Origin of the sequence: Rheinheimera baltica DSM 14885 (assembly GCF_000425345.1) — a bacterium.
GTDB classification, from domain to species: domain Bacteria; phylum Pseudomonadota; class Gammaproteobacteria; order Enterobacterales; family Alteromonadaceae; genus Alishewanella; species Alishewanella baltica.
Genome location: NZ_AUDG01000007.1, coordinates 1 through 14406, shown reverse-complemented (window position 1 = coordinate 14406; position 14406 = coordinate 1). Strand labels below are relative to the sequence as shown.

Below are 14406 nucleotides of genomic sequence, written 5' to 3'. Positions count from 1 at the left end.
TTATTTTCCTCCACCTGGTAACAGGCTTCGCAGTTGGTTGTTTTCAATTTTTACAGCAAGGCCATCCAATTTGGCCTCAATAATTGATTGCCCGCGGATATAGTCTTCGCGTCGCACATAGTTAAGCGGCAGTTCGGCTTTTAATTCCATTAACTCCCGCTCTACGCGGGCCCACTGGGCGGCCTCTTCTTTATTGGCCACTTCAATGCTGTCTAGGCGTAGGCTGACATTACTAAACCGGTCATCTAAATGGCGCTGCGTTTGCCCGAGTAACAATTTAAATGCCCAGGCACAGGCGCCAAAAAACGAAATAAGCAGCAGTACCAGCTGCCAAAAATCTACCTGAACTGTCACACAGCCCCCTTGTTGTTAATGCTTTCTAAGTAGTCCAGCAGTTGGTTTAACTGGGCTTCAATGGCTTGGCACCGGCTGCCGTAACCGGCAATGTGGTGCAAGATGTCGCGTTGCTGGATGTTGCTGGGTTGCAGCTTGTCGGCTTCAATAGCGGTGGCGGCGCTGGCCGTTGTGTCAGTTCCGGCGGCAGTATCAGCGGCGGGCATGGCTGCACTAGCGGCACCACCTGGGCTGATGGCGCCGTTGTACACGCTGACAAAACCATGAGTAAAAATACAAGCAGGCAAAGGCTCAGGCGTTGCAGCAGGGCTTTGCCGGTAATGGGTAGTAACATAATCAATCTCCTGGCGTAGCAGCAGCTCGCGCTGCGCTATGTCGCGGTTTACGGCACGTAGCGCAGTTACGGCGTTATTGGCGTTAGTTAGCTGGCGTGTAAACTCGGCCCGCAGCGTGCGTTGTTGCTCTGCCAGGGCGGTGTTCACGGCTGTTGCCTGCTTTGCCTCGGCGGCGCTGTAGCCAGCGTCATAGCTGGTTTGCTTAATGGCACTAAGGCCAAGCTGGGCGATGGCCACCACCGCTAACACAGCAGCGATAATGGCCAAAGCAGCTAGCAGATGTTTCTTAAAATTCATAACACACCCCGTGGCCCCAGCCAGCCTGCACATACAGCGGCTGCCACTGGTTAATAATGGTGGTTACGTAGTGTCTGTTTTCTGAAATGCTGGCCGCGCTGCGCCCTGCGTTAAAAGGCGCAACTGCGTTATACACCAGCGAGTCAGCACCCGAAGCTGACGCCAGTGCCTGGTCACGTTGTACCCAGCCTAAGCCACCGTTATAGGCGCTTAAGGTGAACGACCAGCGGTTGCAGTTATCACGCGCAACAATGCGCTTGTGGTTCCAGGCGTTATAAAGCACCAGGGCACGCATTGACCAGGCGGGGTTAAAGGGCTGGGCTGTGGTTAAGTCCCGCGGGTTAATGCTGGCAAACCATTCGCTGGTGGCAGGCATAAATTGCGCCAAGCCCTCGGCCCCAACGGGCGACCTGGCTCCGACATGCCAGCGGCTTTCCTGGTGAATTTGTGCGGCAAAGGTAGCCAACGGGGCATTAAGGCCCCAGTGCGCATGGGCGGAACGGGTTAACGTGCGCTGATGAATTGTCGCTTCACGCGGTATCTCATCTGCGATAACCGGCATTGTCCACGAAGGCCCGGCTAAACTCGATGCTAGAATTATGAGCAGTCTTTTCATACCTAAAGCCCCAACGTCAGGCCAAGCACACAGGCCAGCACAATAAGCGCACGGCGTAGCATGGCTAAACCGCGGGGGATCAGGTCTTCGCCATATTCCTGATAAGTGTGCGGGCGGTCATACGGAAACAGCGTGCGGTCGAGCCAGTAACCCAGCACACAGGCCAGCGTTACCAGGGCCAGCTTGTACAGCACAACTGGCAGTTGCTGCGGGCTTACCACTGCAATGGCAAACAGCAGTATTACGGCCACAATGGCCCACAGGGTTAAACGGGGTAAAGCAAAGGTGCGTAGAAATGGCATGGCGGTTCCTTAGCAGTGAGATCAACTGCTAAGGTGCCATGTGGGTTACGGAATGTAATTTGAACGGGGGCTAAACTTTTTTGAATTCTTTCAGAGCAGCTTCATATACTCGCTTCAAATACCGCATAGTGGAATCGGCATTGTTCATGTCGTGTAATCCAGTGCCTTTTAAGATACCAGCACTTATCAAAGCAGTAGTAATATCCAGTGCCATCTGTTCTGGTGATGGTGGTAGTTGTGTTTTTTGTTCTGTCATTATTTAGACTCGTTCTTTATTGAGTTCTTTGCTATTAGCAGAACATTTTCACAAATCGCCGCAAGTACATAGAATACAGCCAACACCGTAAAGCCAGCTAATGCACAGGCTGCCGCTACAATGAACTGCTCTTCACTAAAAGCGCTCAATGCCGCAGCACCTAAGCAAGCAATAAATAAAAATAATGCTACCACACGCAAAAACTGTGCAGCGCCATCGCCCGGTAAAACTTCTTTGCTACTGTTTTGTTGGATCTGTTCAGTCATATAAATTTCCTTATTAATAAACACGGTTACTTTTTACCCATGCAACAAGCTTACTTCAATAAAAAAAAAGCTGCTTGGACAATATTTAAGCGAAAACACTGAAATATCATGTTTTTGTCAGGAAAAATCAAATTCCTAAAAGAGGCAACTATCAGACTTTGGTGTATGTTGTGATAAAGTTTTGCTGTGCAATAACGCACTGGAGATACGTTTATGAGCATTGAAAATATTAGTGGCAGTGCTTACCAGCCGCAAGTTCAACAAACCAACACGGTAACACCGCTGGGTAGCGGAAGTGGCAATGACCCACCAAAGCCTCCAACAAGTTCTGCAGACACCGTATCAATATCTGCAGAAGCAACCGCGTTACTTGAATCCGAGGAAGGTACGCCGGCAGAACCGCTTGGTAATGGAAATGGAAATGACCCACCAGTGCAAACAATGGGTAGTGGCAGCGGTAACGATTACCCAGTAAAAACCTAGTTAAATTTGAGATGATGTAATGGAATACTCGAAGTTCCTGTATGAGTTTAACAACCACATTTGGGTGGCGTATCTAATCGCAGTAATTGCGGTATATGGCATTAAGCTTGGTACTAGATCTTATTTTATCGCGGCTATTATAACCATCATAGCCAATCTGGTAATGATGGTTATAGAGCCGAAATTGGTTGCGTTAGTTGATGACTATGCTGGCTTTGTTAAGCATGCTTGGTACCCAACATGGGCTATATGTAACATTTTGAGTGCCATCATCATTTACAAAATACATTCTCATGAGCGAATAAAAATAGACTTTGTAGCAATGAGCTGTCTGTTGAGCATGGTTGCTATGTGCATTGTGCAAAGCCTGCGATACTTAGACATGATTGTTTTCGAAATTAACCTTATGGGGGCTGCGTTTAGAGTTATTGTAAACACTGTAAACGTTGGTTACTTTGCATTTTTAATGACCCCGCTGTTTACCGCAGTAAAAGAAAAAATACGTAAGGCAGTAATATGATAACAACTCTTATCGTAGTAGCCTTAATAGCTGCTTGTTTGAGTGGCTTATGGGTTTTGAGTAAAGCCTGTAGCCACAATCAACTTCCACTTCCCCCTGCATTAAACACTGAAGCCACCTTTAGTGAAAAAGTTAAAGCACTCTCAGCCTGGCGAGATCAGATTGACTGCATGCCTCCCAGTTACGATAAAATGAAAGCCAAAGAGCTATGGTTTTAGGAAATGGATTCGCTCTTAAAGCATGCTTCGCCGCGACAGCATAAAGAGCTTGATAACATTATCCAATTCAGGCGTTAACCCGTTTTATTGTCACGTATATCTGCCGTTATGGTACTACTTTTCGCACCTGTAACTTTGGCAACATTTCTCATGAACAAGCTCAAAAGAAATTCGTAAGTTTGTCTGCTATCAATCTCAATTGCACCAAGCGACTTAGCATCAGATAACCATTCGTGCATTGCGTCTTCAACTTCTCGGTTTGAATAGTAGCTTTCTGGCCGAGGCTCACGCTCGCCAGTAACGATATAGTTTACGTTAACACCAATCTTACTCAGCTCCCCTAACTGAACAGCAGTAGGCGAGGAAACTGACCTTTCCCAATCGACCAGTGTGCGTCTCTTTGCACCAGCTGCGGCCGCGAAATTTTCTTGCGTATAGCCAAGTCTTTCACGCTCCTGTTTAAGGCGCTCTCCTATCATGGGCGGATTTCCACACAATTAATTGTTGACATGAGCGGATATCCGCTCAATAATCAACTTGTACTAACACTAAAGCAGCGTTGCAGCGCTGCCAAACCAAAACCAGCAAGAGGTATCTTATGGAAGCCACAGCCATTAAACAAGCGCTTTACGACAAAGGCTACAGCTTTGCCATGATTGGCGAAGCCCTGGACGTTAACGCCAACGTAGTTAGCGGAGTGTGCTACCGCCGCACCACGTCTAAAGGCGTTGCCACAGCCATTGCCAAAGTACTGGAGAAACCAGTTACCGAGGTATTCCCCGATGTAGACAGCTATCGCAAAGGCCGCCTGCCAAAAGGCAATGCCCGCACCGCTAAACAAGCCGAGTTACAGCAGTTGCTGGCGTCGTAAGGCGCTAACAGCCAGTTCGTTACTAACTCGTTCATTGTTTTTTGGCCAGGAGCGGCTTTATGCGTACAACACCAGTTAAACCACTGCAGCAATTGCAACAACACGCTGTCGTTGCTAACCAGCAACACAGTAACCAACAAAGCCCGTTGCGCCATGGGCTGGGCCAGCAGGCTTTCCAGCAGGAAGCGTACCTGCGCAATATCAATTTTATGGCTTACCCCGTAGTTGGCTATGTTGTGGGGCAAGCCAAGCCAGATTCGCAGCTCTTCAGTTACCAGCAGTTCATTCGCGTTTGTATTGGTATGCATGTTGTGGTCGCCGTTATTGAACAAATTTCAGATGCGGCAAGCCTGACGCCGTTTGGCGTTCCAAACAATGTGTATTTTTGGAGCGACGTTAAGGTGGGGTGTTTCCAATGAGCCGTAAGAATTGGAACCAGGTTATACCGCGCAGCCTTACAGAGAGCCTGCAGCTAACCAAAGACTTTGCCTGTGCTACCAAACAGCTAAGCGTGCCACGCATTGCCGACCGCATGGGCTGCAGCACAGACAGCCTGTACAAGTACTTAGGCGGCGCCACCATGCCAACCAATTTGCTAATACCGTTTATGGAAACCTGCCACCGGGTTTACCCCATTCAGTACATGGCGCACTCGTTAAACATGATGCTGGTACCCATGCCGCGCGGCCGCAAGGCTGAGCACAAAGAGCTGGTGAAACTGAATATGTTTTGCGGCGAAGTAATGGGCAAGCTGCTGGCCCTGCACAGCGGCGAATGCAGCCAGCAAGACGCTATAGACCACTTAACCCTGCTGATAGAGAACCTGGCGTACCACCGCGCCGAAGCGGGCAAGCTGCAGCAGCCAGAACTGGAGCTATTTGTATGACAGACCAAACCCGCATTAGTGGCAGCGGCCAGAAGGTACTGCGCGTGTTTAAAGCCCTAAAGGGCCACAGCCTTACCGGACTAAGCAACGGCGACTTAGCCAAGGCGCTAAACGAAAGCCCGGCTACGGTAAACCGCTGCTTAAACACTTTAGTGGCCGAGGGTATGGCCATGCAGCTAGACAGCGGCCGCTATGCGCTTAGCGTGGCTGCGCTGCAAATAGCCCAGGCGCATGCCACTGAAATAAGCCGCGCCACCAACCGCATTAACGAACTAAACCAGCGCGTAGCCGCCGGTAGCATTTAAGGGGAACACACATGCCAGCTAAGAAAAACACCGCAACAACAGTAGAAATGGACGATTTAGAAGCCGCAGCCCTGGACATGGAAACGTTGCACACTGCACCCGCATTGGAGGTTGACGATACCTTTCACGCTGCGGCTGAAGAACATACCCACAATAAAGCCCTGGCGGAGCTATCCAGCAAGGTGCAGAACACTGCTGCCACATTAAATAGTGTGGTTACTGAAGATCACGCTTTGGTAAACCAGCTGTTGGGCCAAGCTCAAATGGCCGATGCGTTTGGTAAATTTTCCCAAACGGTTTGGGCTTCTAAATTAGCCTTCGTCAAGGAAAACAAGCTTTACAAGGCGATTGCAGGCCAGAAAACTCCAAACGGTTTGGATCTGAAAGGCACCTGGATGGAGTTCTGCACCTTGCTGGGTGTATCCGATGAAAAAGCTAACCAGGACATAGCAAACTTAAGATCCTTTGGCGAGGAAGCGCTGGAAAGTATGAGCCGTATGGGCATTGGCTACCGCGAAATGCGCCAGTACCGCAAGCTGCCTGCTGACCAGAAAGAAGCGCTGATTGAAGTAGCTAAAACCGGCGACAGAGAAACGTTTATAGACCTGGCCGAAGAGATCATTAGCAAAAACGCCTTTGAAAAGGCCGAGTTGTTAAACAGCCTGGAAGAAGCCAAAGCCGACCATGAAGCCCAGGGCGAACTGCTGGCGAAAAAAAGCAAAGAGCTGGACGACACCCGCCTGGAACTTGAAAAAACCCGCCGCCGCATACAAACGCAAACCCCTGATGCCGTAATGCAGCAGTTGCACGTTGAAGCCGGTAGCTTTTTCAGCGAAGCACAAAGCCTGTTTAAAGTGAAGCTGCAGCCAGCATTTGAAGCCCTGGCCGAAGCGGGCAAAGAGCACGGCACCGACCAGCGCCAGTATATGGCTGGCCTGCTGCAGGTACTGGAAAACCACATAAACGCACTGCGGGATGAATTTGACCTGCCAGACAACTTAACCGGCGGCGAACCGGATTGGATGTCTGCAGACGCACTGGCGAATGCTGAAGCGCTGGTGGCTGCACAGCAAGCCCAGCTGGAGCAGTAGTTATGAACCCGGTTATTAATGAACGCATAACGGCACTGGCCAAAGCGGTGCGCAGTGCAGGCCACGGCGCTAAGGGTGAGCTAATAGACGCTGCAGCTGCAGAACTGCAGCTAAGCAAGGCCACCGTGCACCGCAAGTTAGCCACGTTAACGGTTAAAGCCCCACGTAAGCGCCGCAGCGACAATGGCCAGCACGGTTTAACCCGTGACGAAGCACTGTTAATTGCCGGGGTAATGATGGAAAGCCGCCGCGGCAATAACAAACGCCTGTATAGCCTTAATGATGCCGTTGATCACCTGCGCGCTAACGGCCTGCTGCAGGCAGAGCGTGTTAACACCGACACCGGCGAAGTGCAGCCACTTAGTTACGACGCCATACGCCGCGCTATGCGCAGCTATGGTGTGCACCCTGAACAGTTAAGCCAGCCAGATCCACACGTGGAAATGGCCAGCCTGCACCCTAACCACGTGTGGCAAATAGATGCCAGCTTGTGCGTGTTGTACTACTTAAAGCCGAACAAGGGCCCAAACGGCCTGCACGTAATGGATGGCGCCGAGTTTTACAAAAACAAACCAGCGAATGTGGCGCGTGTAATGGCTGACCGAGTGTGGAGCTACGAAATAACAGACCACGCCAGCGGCTGGATTTACGTGGAATACGTAATGGGCGCTGAAAGCGGCGAGAACCTATGCAACGTACTGATAAACGCCATGCAGGAGCGCGGCGGTGCCGATATGCTGCACGGTGTGCCACGCATACTGTATATGGACCCTGGCAGCGCTAACACCAGTGCTATGGCGAAAAACCTGTGTAAGGCATTAGGCATTCAGGCACTGGCCCACGCCGCAGGCAATGCAAGGGCCACAGGCCAGGTTGAAAACGCCCGTAACATTATTGAGCGCAAGTTTGAAAGCGGCCTGCGCTTTAGGCCAGTAGCCGATTTAGCCGAATTAAACATGCTGGCAGCACAGTGGCGCGCGGTGTTTAACGCTACCGCTAAGCACAGCCGCACTGGCGATACCCGCAGCAATGTGTGGATGCGCATTACTGCAGTACAACTTATTAAAGCACCCAGCATTGCGGTATGCCGTGAACTGGCTGTGGCCACACCGGAAGAACGTAAAGTAACACCTAAGCTGCGCGTTAACTTTGGTGGTGAACAGTACGACGTTAGCGATGTGCCAATGATTATGGTTGGCCAAACTGTGCTTATTACCCGTAACCCGTGGCGCACTGATGCCGCACAGCTGGTTACACAGGACATTGACGGCAACGAAGTGTTCTATGTACTACCTAGGGTGGAAAAAAACGAGTTTGGCTTTGCAACCAGTTCGGCGGTATATGGCGAAGGCTACGCCAGCCAGGCGAATACCCCAACGCAAACGGCCAAGGCCGACATTGACAAGCTAATGACAGGTAGCAGTACGGCTGCTGAGGTAGATGCAGCCCGTAAAGCCAAAGCCATACCACTAGCAGGCCGGTTTAACCCTTACAAGCCGCTGGATGACGCCGAGCTGCCTACGTATATGCCGCGCCGTGGTACTGAACACACGCTTAAAGCCCCGACTGTTGAAACACCAGTATTACAAACCGTTGAACTGGCAATGCGCCTGCGCGAACGCCTGGGCAGCAAGTGGACGCCAGAGCATTTTGCCTGGCTGGTGCAACGCTTCCCACAGGGCGCAAAAGAAGATGCGCTGGAAGGTATTGCCCAGCAACTGCTTAAACCGGCCGCGGCGCTGCGCGTTGTAGGGGGTGAGTAATGCTGAAGCTGAAAAAACTACTGCAGGACATAAACGAAAGCCAGGCCGAACTGGCGCGCCACCTGGGGTTAAGCCCCGCTGCTGTGGCGCAGCTGGTGAACCATGGCCAGTTTCCGCGTAAAGCGGCAGGTATGAAGTACTTGATTGAAAACACATCTGATTTTCTGGTTGCGCGGGGCGTTGCCCAGCATGACGCAGACCAGGCACTTGAAGAAGAAACGGGGCTGGTACCAGCAGCCCCTGATCGTAAAAACGACCAGTCCGTGGAGGACCAACTAATGCTACTACGTAAACAACAACTAACACCAGCCGCGAAACGTCATTTTGTATTAGGCCGTAACCCGTTTGACGAAGTGCGCAGCAGCGAAGAAGTGTTTTTAACCAGCGAAAGCCGCTATGTACGTGAAGCACTGCGCCAAACGGCCCGCCACGGTGGCTTTATGGCGGTAGTAGGCGAAAGTGGTGCAGGTAAAAGCACGTTGCGGCGCGACCTTATTGAATGGATCAACCGCGACAACCAGCAAATTATTGTAATTGAGCCTTATGTACTGGGCATGGAAGACAACGACATTAAAGGCAAAACGCTTAAAGCCGCCCACATTGCCGAGGCCATTATGGCCACTGTTGCCCCCGGTACTGCGGCTAAACGCAGCCCTGAAGCACGTTTTAGGCAGGTGCATAACACGCTGCGTGAGTCGCACCGTGCTGGCAACCGCCATTTGTTGATTATTGAAGAAGCACACGGCCTGCCAATACCAACACTTAAGCACTTAAAACGCTTTTTCGAGCTGGAAGACGGCTTTAACAAGCTGCTGGGCATAGTGCTTATTGGCCAGAGCGAACTGGCGCAAAAGCTGGACGAGCGCAACCCCGCCGTGCGTGAAGTGGTGCAACGCTGCGAAGTAATACAGTTGCAACCGTTGGATTTAGAGCTGGAAGGCTATTTAACACACCGCTTTAAGCTGGCTGGCAAAGCACTTACAGAGGTAATGGACGACAGCGCCATTAACGCGCTGCGCACCAAGCTTACCGGCAGCGGCAACTTTAGTGTGTTGTACCCGCTGGCCATTCATAACGTGCTTACCGCCGCCCTTAACCTGGCCGCCGATTTAGGCGCGCCAACGGTAACCGGCCCACTGGTGTTGGAGGTGTAACGTGAATAGCACTGACAAGATTAAGCACGCGCTGTATACCGCACAAATTGCGGTGCACAAGCTGGCCAAAAGCGGCTACCAGGTAACAGATGTTGCCCTGGGCAACACCCGCCCGGTAATTAGCATTGAACGGCCGCACAAGTTCCCCCAAGGCGCCACGGTGATATGCGTTCGCGGTAGCCGGGGCATTACAGAAAACATTTACGCCGCCTTGTTTCATGAGTGCCTTGTAACCTGGGCGGCTGACGTATTGGAGATACCGGCATGAACCAGCCAGAGCTAACAAAACTGCAGCGGCAGGTGCTGCAGGTGTTTAAAAAGATAGACGCACAAGAAACCGTGACCTCTGTGGCACGCCACCTGAAGCTGGAAATTGTGCTTGCTAAAAGTATGTTGGACAAGTTGGCAGAGCTGAAATACCTGCGTATTAAGCATATAGGTACGTCGCATCTTTATGTCATGTTGCCTGCTGGGGTGAATTACTTGCGCCAGATGGTAAACGCGCCTGTAGTGCAATCGCCATTATCAGGATCTGATTATTCTCAGCAACACTGCTATGCGTTTAGCCTGATAGAAGAAGCGGGTAGCTTTGGTTTAAGTGGAAAAGCTGTTTCAGACAAGATGCATATTGGCCGCCAAGAAGCGGTTCAATTGCTGGAAAAACTGAAAAGTAATGGCCACATAAAGAAATGGGCAAATGGTATTTATCACATACCTGCAGCAGGAAGCGTGCTAAACAAAACAGAAGCACAAAGCGAACCCACCGCTGAAATTACGCCCCCCACGCGCATAGTATTGGCCAACTACGAGCTAAAGCAGCAAGTACTTGAGCGCCTTTCACCACTTTTTGAAGACAGCATAAGCAGCGTTTTAACGGATATCCGTACCGACCTGCAGCACATTCACACGTTAAATTCAGGAGTACAGCAATGACTGAACAAACCGCTATTCCAGAGGGTTATTGGATGGATGCCAAAGGCAACCTGACGCATGACCGCCTGATGAAGCCCATTGATAAAACCCGCGATGCATTGGTTAAAGAACTCATTACCAAAGGCGTGGCACTTAACCAGCAACTGGCAGCATTTAAACAGGCTTCTTTTGCTGATATCGCCGCATTTATTCAGCTGTCTGCAGAGCAGTACGAAGCGGTTGTGGGCGGTAAAAAGGGCAACATTACGCTGTATTCCTACGATGGCCGCTACAAGGTTCAGCGCTCTATATCAGAGACGATCACCTTTGACGAACGCCTGCAGGCCGCCAAAGCGTTAATTGACGAGTGCCTGAAAGACTGGACAGCCAGCGCCAGTGCTGAACTTAAAGCCATTGTGAACGGCGCTTTTGACACTGACAAGCAAGGCAACATAAGCACAGGCCGCGTGTTGGGCCTGCGCCGCCTGGATATAAAGGACGAACGCTGGCTGCGCGCTATGACAGCCATTGGTGAAGCCATCCAAGTTATTGGCAGCAAGGCGTATGTTCGTCTGTATGAGCGTATTGGCGACAGCGACCAGTACAAGCCTATTCCCCTGGACTTAGCGGCGGTGTCGTTATGAGCGCAGTTGCTGCAATAGACCAAATTTCGCTGCTGGATGGCGAGTATGACAACGAGCTGCTGCTGAAAATAGCCAGTGAGTCGCCCACGTTCGCGCATATGGTGCGTTCGTCGCTGGAATACCTGGACAGCTCTGGCGACAACCACCTGCCAACGTGGTTAGGAAGCTGGATTGAAGACCGCCCAAAAACACAGGTGCAGCTGGTTGTTACGCAGCACCCTGATTACACAGTCGACGAGGATTAAGCCATGGATGAACGCATTTTAAGCAAAATTAAAAAGCTGCTGGCCCTGGCCAAAAGCGGTAACGAACACGAAGCAGCGAACGCGCTGCGCCTGGCGCAAAAACTGATGCAAGAGCACCAGTTAAGTGAGCAGGAAGTTAAGTTGTCAGAGGTAACCCAGCGGGAAATTAAGCGGGCTAACGCGGCTGATAAGCAACCACTATGGGCTAATTTGCTAACCGGCTGCATTACAAGCGCCTTTGGCTTAAAGGCTATTTTGTCTTGGAAGCGCGACATAGGTGCAACGGTGATATTTATTGGACCTGCTGACCGGGTTGAAATTGGTACCTACTGCTATGAAGTACTGGCCCCGCAACTGGTTAAAGCCCGCAAGGCATACCTGCTAAGCCTGAATAAACGGCTGAAGCTAACCACTAAAACCAACCGGGCAGATTTGTTTGCCGAAGGCTGGATAAGTGCCGTGCGCCGCCAGGTACACAATCTGGTACCCACGGAAGAAGAACAAAACTTGATCCAGCTTTACAAGCAAAAGCACTTCACCAGGCTGGAAAAGGCTGAAGTGCGCCTTACTCAGGATAAAAAGCGTGATGTCAGCGCCTTTTTTGAAGGGCACGGTGCGGGCCAGAACGTAAGACTAAATGCCGGTGTTAATGGTGCAGAGCAAGGCAAAATTGGGAGCAGAGTATGAGTAATATCAAAACGTACAAAGTAAAAGACGACTGGAAAGACTACGAGGTAACACTTGAAGTTGACCACGAGATTTTAACGCCAGAACTGGCTAGGGAAATTAACCAATTTTGGTGTTTTTCGGATGACAGAATTGATCAAGAAAACGGATCGCATGTGCGTGTAGTTATCCGTTTAGCAGGTTTGTATTTTATCAATGCAATGCTTTCCCACGATGGAGTCCACTTTGGTAAATCAAATACAGAAGCAGGGGCAGCTTGGAGCAGAGATCTTACTCAAGAAGAAGGTTGGCCGGAAAAGCCTGGCATTCGTGTAATTGCCGCCAGTGTGGAAGCACCAGATTACGACTCGCTTGAGCTGACAGAATTAACTATCTAAGCGAAACGTCCGGCAACGGGCGTCTATCGGAAGTAGCGACCCGGTACTGAAGAGCAAGCCAACAATATAAAGGTGAAACATGAACAAATCTCAATTAGTAGACGCAATTATCGTAAAAATGAATGGCACGCATGACCGTATAGTAAGCAAAACAGACGTAAATAAGTGGCTTGATAGCCTGGAGTCTGTAGTAACAGCCGAGCTAAAAAACGGCGGCGAAGTGGCACTGGTTGGCCTTGGCAAGCTTAAAGTGGCACAAAAAGCAGCCCGTACTGGCCGTAACCCACAAACCGGTGCTGCTATTGAGATTGCAGCTAAAACAGTAGTTAAGTTCACCCCCGCCAAAGCCCTGACAGACGCCATTAACTAAGCGAAACATAGCCGCGTAAGCGGTTATGTCTGCCTGGCGCGGTGGCCAGGTACTGATGAGCAGCCGAGGAATATATGTTAGATACAGCAGAACGTTTAATTATCAGTGAAATTGGCGACTTTGCAGCTTCATTACCTGGTGGGCCAGTTACTGCCTCAGATGCAGAACAGCTGCAGAAAGAGCTGATAGAGCGAGTGCAACGAGTTTTTGCTGATATCAAGTTACAAGGTAGCTGTTCCATACCAGCAATATTGAAAAGACCTCGATCAGATTGGACAGCGGGACAATGGGCAGAGCACGTAGGAGGCAGGAACAAGGACGATGATCCACTTAAATATTATGAGTTTGGATCTCTTATAGCGGTGGTTGAAATGCTGCAACAATTTGCCAAAGACCAGCAAAAAGCAGGGTGGAACGCCTGCTGCCTGGAAATGCAGAAGCATTTTATTCAGAGGGGCAACCTTCAATGAAACAAACAGCTAATAAAGGCCGTGTTTTTGATGCCGCGCAAGCCCGCCGCTTGTTGGTCGCTAAGATACATATTGGACGCACTCAGCTAAGCATGGACGATGACAGCTACCGCGCAAACCTAGAACACTACGGCAATGGCAAAAACAGCTGCACCAATATGACGGTACCAGAGCTGCACGCAGTGTTAGCCGCGTTTGAAAAGCTGGGCTTTAAACCAAAAAAAGCCACTAAAAAGCAACCAGGTAAGAAGTACAGCCCCAGCACTGCTGATGGCCCTAAAGATGAACGCAGCGTAATCAGAGCTATTTGGATCTTTATGCACCGTGCAGACTTCATCCGCGACGGTAGCGAAACAGCGCTTAATGCTTGGGTAGCTAGGCAAACAGTACACATTAATAGTGGTGCCGGCATTCAATCTGTGCAGTGGTTAGAGGGCTCAGACGCAACACATGTGTTGGAAGCATTGAAAAAGTGGTGCCGTCGCCTAATGTACAGCGACCTGCAGAAACGCGGCTATGACGTATGGCCAACTATTGATTACCAGACATTACTTGAAAAGTGGGAACGCGCCAACGGTGCAATGGTTTGAGTTTTACTAAAGCTAATGAGGGCAAACCAATGACAACTAAAAAAACGGGTATGGAGAGTATGTAAAATTTTCTGTGTAAGTGGCTGTTTCTCATAGCGATACACGGTCACCATACATGATAATGAACTGATTCATCGCCGGTTTCCAGTCCCTAAGTGGCATTGTCCACTTCTTCGCAATTTGATGTAAAGCCAGATATAGCAGTTTTAACACGGCTTCGTCGTTCGGGAATGAACGTCTGGTTTTAGTCACTTTCCGCAAGCTGGCATTCAGAGATTCAATCGCGTTGGTCGTGTAAATAACCTTCCGGATTTCAGGTGGATAGTCGAAGAATACACTCAGCCGGCTCCAGTTGTTTCGCCAAGACTGGCTGATCCCAGGGTGTTTTTCATCC

Annotated in this window: 26 protein-coding genes and 2 other RNA genes; 20 read left to right on the top strand and 8 right to left on the bottom strand. The window is 50.3% G+C overall.

What is annotated here, in order from left to right; all coding sequences use genetic code 11:
• From H595_RS0104225 to H595_RS0104200, 6 genes are all read right to left on the bottom strand, one after another.
• Positions 1–354 carry a hypothetical protein gene (locus H595_RS0104225; protein WP_027670075.1) on the bottom strand — a complete coding sequence of 118 codons (354 nt, stop codon included), beginning with the start codon at positions 352–354 and terminating at the stop codon, positions 1–3.
• The gene (locus H595_RS23400; RefSeq protein ID WP_051219730.1) at positions 351–986 is read right to left on the bottom strand and encodes a hypothetical protein; all 636 of its coding nucleotides are present in this window, start codon (positions 984–986) and stop codon (positions 351–353) included. The genes H595_RS0104225 and H595_RS23400 overlap by 4 nt, the downstream gene beginning before the upstream one ends.
• Positions 976–1602 carry a transglycosylase SLT domain-containing protein gene (locus H595_RS0104215; protein ID WP_027670074.1) on the bottom strand — a complete coding sequence of 209 codons (627 nt, stop codon included), beginning with the start codon at positions 1600–1602 and terminating at the stop codon, positions 976–978. Before H595_RS0104215 ends, H595_RS23400 begins: the two co-directional genes overlap by 11 nt.
• Before the next feature lie 2 nt (positions 1603–1604).
• Complete coding sequence (locus H595_RS0104210) at positions 1605–1904, bottom strand: putative holin (RefSeq protein WP_027670073.1); 300 nt, start codon at positions 1902–1904, stop codon at positions 1605–1607.
• A 70-nt stretch (positions 1905–1974) separates the two neighbouring features.
• Positions 1975–2160, bottom strand: coding sequence for a hypothetical protein (locus tag H595_RS0104205; protein WP_027670072.1), 186 nt, complete (start codon positions 2158–2160; stop codon positions 1975–1977).
• Positions 2160–2426 (bottom strand): hypothetical protein, encoded by a 267-nt coding sequence (locus H595_RS0104200; RefSeq protein ID WP_027670071.1) that lies wholly within the window; start codon positions 2424–2426, stop codon positions 2160–2162. The genes H595_RS0104205 and H595_RS0104200 overlap by 1 nt, the downstream gene beginning before the upstream one ends.
• A gap of 213 nt (positions 2427–2639) precedes the next feature.
• Here H595_RS0104200 and H595_RS0104195 point away from each other — a divergent pair, with 213 nt between their 5' ends.
• Together H595_RS0104195 and H595_RS0104190 are read left to right on the top strand one after the other, a co-directional pair.
• Positions 2640–2909 (top strand): flagellar biosynthesis anti-sigma factor FlgM, encoded by a 270-nt coding sequence (locus tag H595_RS0104195; protein WP_027670070.1) that lies wholly within the window; start codon positions 2640–2642, stop codon positions 2907–2909.
• 19 nt (positions 2910–2928) lie between these two features.
• Entirely contained in the window at positions 2929–3429 is a 501-nt protein-coding gene (locus tag H595_RS0104190; RefSeq protein WP_027670069.1) for a hypothetical protein, read from the top strand.
• Between the two features lie 292 nt (positions 3430–3721).
• Here the strand turns inward: H595_RS0104190 and H595_RS21610 are convergent, their stop codons facing one another.
• Entirely contained in the window at positions 3722–4126 is a 405-nt protein-coding gene (locus H595_RS21610; RefSeq protein ID WP_051219729.1) for a helix-turn-helix domain-containing protein, read from the bottom strand.
• 119 nt (positions 4127–4245) lie between these two features.
• Between H595_RS21610 and H595_RS0104175 the strand changes: the two genes are divergently transcribed.
• The 18 genes from H595_RS0104175 (at position 4246) to H595_RS21600 (ending at position 14012) form a co-directional block, all read left to right on the top strand.
• Complete coding sequence (locus H595_RS0104175) at positions 4246–4518, top strand: helix-turn-helix domain-containing protein (RefSeq protein ID WP_027670067.1); 273 nt, start codon at positions 4246–4248, stop codon at positions 4516–4518.
• 59 nt (positions 4519–4577) lie between these two features.
• Positions 4578–4937 (top strand): hypothetical protein, encoded by a 360-nt coding sequence (locus tag H595_RS0104170; protein ID WP_027670066.1) that lies wholly within the window; start codon positions 4578–4580, stop codon positions 4935–4937.
• Positions 4934–5404: a hypothetical protein gene (locus H595_RS0104165; RefSeq protein ID WP_027670065.1), complete on the top strand. Its 471-nt coding sequence runs from the start codon at positions 4934–4936 to the stop codon at positions 5402–5404. The genes H595_RS0104170 and H595_RS0104165 overlap by 4 nt, the downstream gene beginning before the upstream one ends.
• Positions 5401–5709, top strand: a complete 309-nt coding sequence (locus H595_RS0104160; protein WP_027670064.1) for a helix-turn-helix domain-containing protein — start codon at positions 5401–5403, stop codon at positions 5707–5709. The genes H595_RS0104165 and H595_RS0104160 overlap by 4 nt, the downstream gene beginning before the upstream one ends.
• Positions 5710–5720: 11 nt before the next feature.
• The gene (locus tag H595_RS21605) at positions 5721–6800 is read left to right on the top strand and encodes a hypothetical protein (RefSeq protein ID WP_205623167.1); all 1080 of its coding nucleotides are present in this window, start codon (positions 5721–5723) and stop codon (positions 6798–6800) included.
• Positions 6801–6802: 2 nt separating this feature from the next.
• Positions 6803–8563: an integrase catalytic domain-containing protein gene (locus tag H595_RS0104150; RefSeq protein WP_027670063.1), complete on the top strand. Its 1761-nt coding sequence runs from the start codon at positions 6803–6805 to the stop codon at positions 8561–8563.
• On the top strand, positions 8563–9717 hold the full coding sequence (locus tag H595_RS0104145; RefSeq protein ID WP_027670062.1) for an ExeA family protein: 1155 nt from the start codon (positions 8563–8565) through the stop codon (positions 9715–9717). Before H595_RS0104150 ends, H595_RS0104145 begins: the two co-directional genes overlap by 1 nt.
• A 1-nt stretch (position 9718) precedes the next feature.
• The gene (locus tag H595_RS0104140; RefSeq protein WP_027670061.1) at positions 9719–9985 is read left to right on the top strand and encodes a hypothetical protein; all 267 of its coding nucleotides are present in this window, start codon (positions 9719–9721) and stop codon (positions 9983–9985) included.
• Positions 9982–10650 carry a hypothetical protein gene (locus tag H595_RS0104135; RefSeq protein ID WP_027670060.1) on the top strand — a complete coding sequence of 223 codons (669 nt, stop codon included), beginning with the start codon at positions 9982–9984 and terminating at the stop codon, positions 10648–10650. The genes H595_RS0104140 and H595_RS0104135 overlap by 4 nt, the downstream gene beginning before the upstream one ends.
• Complete coding sequence (locus tag H595_RS0104130) at positions 10647–11273, top strand: DUF3164 family protein (RefSeq protein ID WP_027670059.1); 627 nt, start codon at positions 10647–10649, stop codon at positions 11271–11273. The genes H595_RS0104135 and H595_RS0104130 overlap by 4 nt, the downstream gene beginning before the upstream one ends.
• Positions 11270–11518 (top strand): hypothetical protein, encoded by a 249-nt coding sequence (locus H595_RS0104125; RefSeq protein ID WP_027670058.1) that lies wholly within the window; start codon positions 11270–11272, stop codon positions 11516–11518. Before H595_RS0104130 ends, H595_RS0104125 begins: the two co-directional genes overlap by 4 nt.
• A 3-nt stretch (positions 11519–11521) precedes the next feature.
• Complete coding sequence (locus H595_RS0104120) at positions 11522–12205, top strand: DUF2786 domain-containing protein (protein ID WP_027670057.1); 684 nt, start codon at positions 11522–11524, stop codon at positions 12203–12205.
• Positions 12202–12582, top strand: a complete 381-nt coding sequence (locus tag H595_RS0104115) for a DUF2528 family protein (protein ID WP_027670056.1) — start codon at positions 12202–12204, stop codon at positions 12580–12582. Before H595_RS0104120 ends, H595_RS0104115 begins: the two co-directional genes overlap by 4 nt.
• Positions 12581–12645, top strand: an RNA gene (locus H595_RS23785) — hammerhead ribozyme type II. Before H595_RS0104115 ends, H595_RS23785 begins: the two co-directional genes overlap by 2 nt.
• Positions 12646–12661: 16 nt before the next feature.
• Positions 12662–12952, top strand: coding sequence for an HU family DNA-binding protein (locus H595_RS0104110; protein ID WP_084153461.1), 291 nt, complete (start codon positions 12662–12664; stop codon positions 12950–12952).
• Positions 12951–13021: hammerhead ribozyme type II (locus H595_RS23780), an RNA gene on the top strand. The genes H595_RS0104110 and H595_RS23780 overlap by 2 nt, the downstream gene beginning before the upstream one ends.
• Before the next feature lie 5 nt (positions 13022–13026).
• The gene (locus H595_RS0104105; protein ID WP_027670054.1) at positions 13027–13422 is read left to right on the top strand and encodes a hypothetical protein; all 396 of its coding nucleotides are present in this window, start codon (positions 13027–13029) and stop codon (positions 13420–13422) included.
• Positions 13419–14012: a gp16 family protein gene (locus H595_RS21600; protein WP_051219728.1), complete on the top strand. Its 594-nt coding sequence runs from the start codon at positions 13419–13421 to the stop codon at positions 14010–14012. The genes H595_RS0104105 and H595_RS21600 overlap by 4 nt, the downstream gene beginning before the upstream one ends.
• Before the next feature lie 90 nt (positions 14013–14102).
• Here H595_RS21600 and H595_RS21595 read toward each other — a convergent pair.
• Positions 14103–14406 (bottom strand): transposase (locus H595_RS21595; protein WP_037053650.1); only part of this gene is annotated, 304 nt, incomplete at its 5' end.